The following is a 3,479-nucleotide window of genomic DNA, read 5'->3' as shown; positions in this document are numbered from 1 at the left end:
GTCATGATCGGACCGACGAAACCGTCGTCGAAGACGTTGAGCCGGCGGGCCGCGACCTCGGCGACGGTGCTTCCCTCGGCCGACACCGGGAGTCCTTTGAACCGCCAGTCGATCCGCTCGTCTGCGAGCGCCTGGACGGCGGCCTTGTCGATCTGTGCGATGGGGGCGTGCGTTGTCATCGGTTTCCCTTACTGGGCGACGGCGACGGGGCCGCGCACCGTCAGCGGATCACTTCTTGCAGGGCCTGGCCGAAGGACTCGATGTCCTTGGGCGAGTTGTAGTAGTGCGGTGATACGCGCACCGCCTGTTCGACGCCCTGCCCGGGCAGGTAGAGAGGCGTGTGGTTGCCTTGGGCCACCCAGACGTTGATGCCGCGTGAGGTCAGTTCGTCGCGTATCCGTGCCGCGTGCAGGTGCTCGCACACGAAGGTGACGATGGAGGCGTGCCGGGTACCGGGGTCGATCAGACGGGTGCCGGGCAGGCTGTCGATGGTGTCGCGCACCGCGGCACGGGTGTGCTGCCCGGTGTCCGGTGCGTCGGTGCGGGCCAGGTGGTGGCGCAGCGCCGTGTGGAGTCCTCGGACGGCGGCTCCCGAGCGCTCCGCGTACTCGAAGCGCCGCGCGCTGTCGGTGTGGATCCCGTACCGGTGGGCGGACGTCACCTCGGCGACGTGGAGGTCGTGGAAGGAGGGCGCGGCGATGGCCCGCAGGCGCGCGCCGATGGCGGCGAACCCGGTGCCGCGTGGTCCGCGCAGGAACTTGCGGCCGGCGCCGGTGAGCAGGTCGCAGCCGATCCTGCGGACCGAGACGTCGAGCTGGCCGACCGACTGGCAGGCGTCGACGAGGTAGAGGCAGGGCCATGGGGCGAGGATGCGGCCGATCTCCTCCACCGGGTTCACGATCCCGCAGCCGGACGGGACGTGCGGGACGGAGACGAGGCAGACGTCCTCACGGATGTTGCGGCGCATCCAGTCGAGGTCGAGGTCCCCGGACGAGGTCAGGGGAACGACCTCGATGCGCAGGCCCGTACGGCTGCGCAACTCGGTCCACAGGATGAGGTTGCCCGCGTACTCGTACGGCGTGATCCAGAGGCGGTCGGTGCCGGTGAGGGGGAGGGCGCCCACCACGGAGTTCCAGGCGCGGGTGGCACTGTCGAAGAGGGCCACGTCGGCGACGGGTGCGTCGAGCACCTCGGCCAGTGTCCGGTAGACGCCCTGCTCCAGGACGTCCGCGTGGCGCAGCTCCGTCTCGTAGGCGCCCTCGGCCGCTTCTTCGGCGAGATGGGCGCGCATCGTGTCCACGACCTCGGCGGGCATCAGGCCGGCTCCGGCGGTGTTGAGGTGCACGGTCATCCGGCAGGCTCCTTGGAATCGGGGCGCAGGGAGTGCCGGCTCAGATGACGCGGGCGAAGGCCGCCGCCTCGGCGAAGGTGCCGCCGCCGTCGATCTGCGCCGGATCGCCGCCGGTGCGGCGCCAACGGCGGTACTTGGACGCGTAGCTGAGCAGCGTCTCCTGGTCGCGCCGGTCCCGCGAGCGGGTGAGGACGCCGGCCCACAGGCCGTCCCAGCGGGCGTAGGCCGTGTCCTGGAGCAGCACCCGGTGGGCTCGCTTCATGTTCCAGAAGGGCACTCCGGTGTTGAGGTGGTGCACCAGGTGGTAGTTGTCGTGGTGGCGGCCGAGCAGGAAGCGTTCGATCGCCCAGCCGTGCCGGTTGCGGGTCATCAGGATCTGCCGGGACTCGCTCTCCGGCAGGGGGTAGTGCTCCGCCAGCTCCGACAGCCAGCCGATCGCGATGGCCGCCGTGAACAGCGGCACGAACCAGAACAGCAGCAGGTGGAGCAGCCAGCCCTGCCAGGCACAGACGCCGGCGATCACGCCCCATTGGAGGAGCAGCAGGACGCGCTCGGTGCCCTGGCGGATCGGCATCGACACCGCGGCGTTCCGCGACTTGAAGAGGATGCGGTCGCGCACGACGTACGTGACGTACTGGGGGGCGCGCAGCCCGAGAACGGCCGCGGCGATGTTGCGGGCGAAGAAGCGGCGGTCCGAGACCTCGTGGTCGTAGATGCCGATGTCCGCGTGGAACCGGTAGTCGGGGTCCTTCTGCGGATCGCCGAGGAACCGGTGGTGGAAGCCGATGTGGGAATTGCGGTACGGGTTGTACATGTGCAGCACCAGGTAACCGGAGAACACGGTCCCGAGGGCGAGGTTGAGCCGTGCGCTGCGCGCGAGGACCTTGTGCGAGGACTCGTGCAGCAGGTTCACGAAGGCCCGCTGCGTCGACCCGATGAGCAGGACCGCGAGCGGATAGAACCAGTAGGAGACGGCGACGCACGCGTAGATCGAAGCGGCCACCAGGAGGTAGTCGCCGATCAGGGCGAGCGGGGCGTGGCGGTTGTCGAGCGTGCACAGCGCTCTCAGCTGTTTGCGCACTCCGGGGTCGAGCCTGTTGAAGTCAAGACTCAGATCCTCCTTCTGCAGGGACGTCGTCAATTTCTCCTCCAGGACCAGGGAGCAGGGAAATCGTGCAGCAGAGCAGGCCCGAGCGTATGAGCTTGGCACACTCTTGGCAAGTGGTTGCCAAGGCGTGGCGGGTTCCTGCTTCCCAAGTGTTGCCAAGCGTGGCAAATCTCTGGCAGGGTTCCTGCCATGAAGCCTCGCGTACTGGTCCTGGGCGATCAGCAAACCCTGGTCGACGCAGCCGTCAAGCTGGGAGCCGAGGTGTGGTGGGCCCAGCGTCCCGATCGTGTCCGGCCCGTCGAGGCCGCCGCCGCGGTCGTGACGCTGCTGACCGACTACGCCGAGCCGGCGTTCGTCGAACTCATCACGCATCTGCACGCGATCCGGCCGTTCGACGCGGTGGTGAGCATCCAGGAGCACGCCCTGCTGTCGCTGGCCGCCCTCAACGACCGGTTGGGGCTGCGAGGCCCCCGCCACGAAACCGTCCGTCTCGTCACCGACAAGTGGGCCATGCGCACCGCGCTCGCCGAGCGGGGAGTCAGTCCGGTGGCGGCCGCCCTGGGGCGAACGGCGGACGATCTGCGCGCGTTCGGCGCCGAGCACGGCTTCCCGTTCATCGCCAAGCCGGTCTCGGCCACCGGCAGCTTCGGAGTGGTCCTGGTGGAGGAACCCCGGGTGGAGCAGGTCCACCAGGGGTTCGTCGACACCGGGGCCAGTGCGTTCCTGCTGGAGGAGCACCTCGACGGGCCCGAGATCAGCGTCGAGTCGTTCACCTTCGCCGGTCGCCACGTCGTGCTCGCGCTCACCGAGAAGTCGCTCGGCACCGGGTTCGTGGAGGCCGGGCACACCGTGCCGGCCGCCCTCGACGACGCCGCCGCCACCGAGGTGGTCGAGCTGATCGAGGCCTTCCTGACCGCGATCGGCCTGAGCGACGGACCGTCCCACGTCGAGGTGAAGCTGACCGCCGGCGGCCCCCGGATCGTCGAGGGCCACTGCCGGCGCGGCGGCGACCGGATCAAC

The 3,479-nt window shown here is 69.5% G+C and carries 3 protein-coding genes; 1 reads left to right on the top strand and 2 read right to left on the bottom strand.

Annotation, left to right across the window (positions count from 1 at the left end):
- Positions 1-220: 220 nt before the first annotated feature.
- Together AB0O00_RS32945 and AB0O00_RS32940 are read right to left on the bottom strand one after the other, a co-directional pair.
- Positions 221-1,351, bottom strand: coding sequence for an aminotransferase class V-fold PLP-dependent enzyme (locus tag AB0O00_RS32945; RefSeq protein ID WP_363658074.1), 1,131 nt, complete (start codon positions 1,349-1,351; stop codon positions 221-223).
- Between the two features lie 40 nt (positions 1,352-1,391).
- Positions 1,392-2,492 (bottom strand): fatty acid desaturase family protein, encoded by a 1,101-nt coding sequence (locus tag AB0O00_RS32940; protein ID WP_363658072.1) that lies wholly within the window; start codon positions 2,490-2,492, stop codon positions 1,392-1,394.
- Positions 2,493-2,648: 156 nt separating this feature from the next.
- On the opposite strand from AB0O00_RS32940, the gene AB0O00_RS32935 reads away from it, so the two are divergent.
- The coding region (locus AB0O00_RS32935) for an ATP-grasp domain-containing protein (protein ID WP_363658070.1) at positions 2,649-3,479 on the top strand (831 nt) is incomplete at its 3' end.

Source organism: Kitasatospora sp. NPDC093558, from assembly GCF_040683475.1.
GTDB lineage: Bacteria > Actinomycetota > Actinomycetes > Streptomycetales > Streptomycetaceae > Kitasatospora.
The sequence above is the reverse complement of the archived record's forward strand: the minus strand, read 5'-3'. Positions and strand labels throughout refer to the sequence as shown.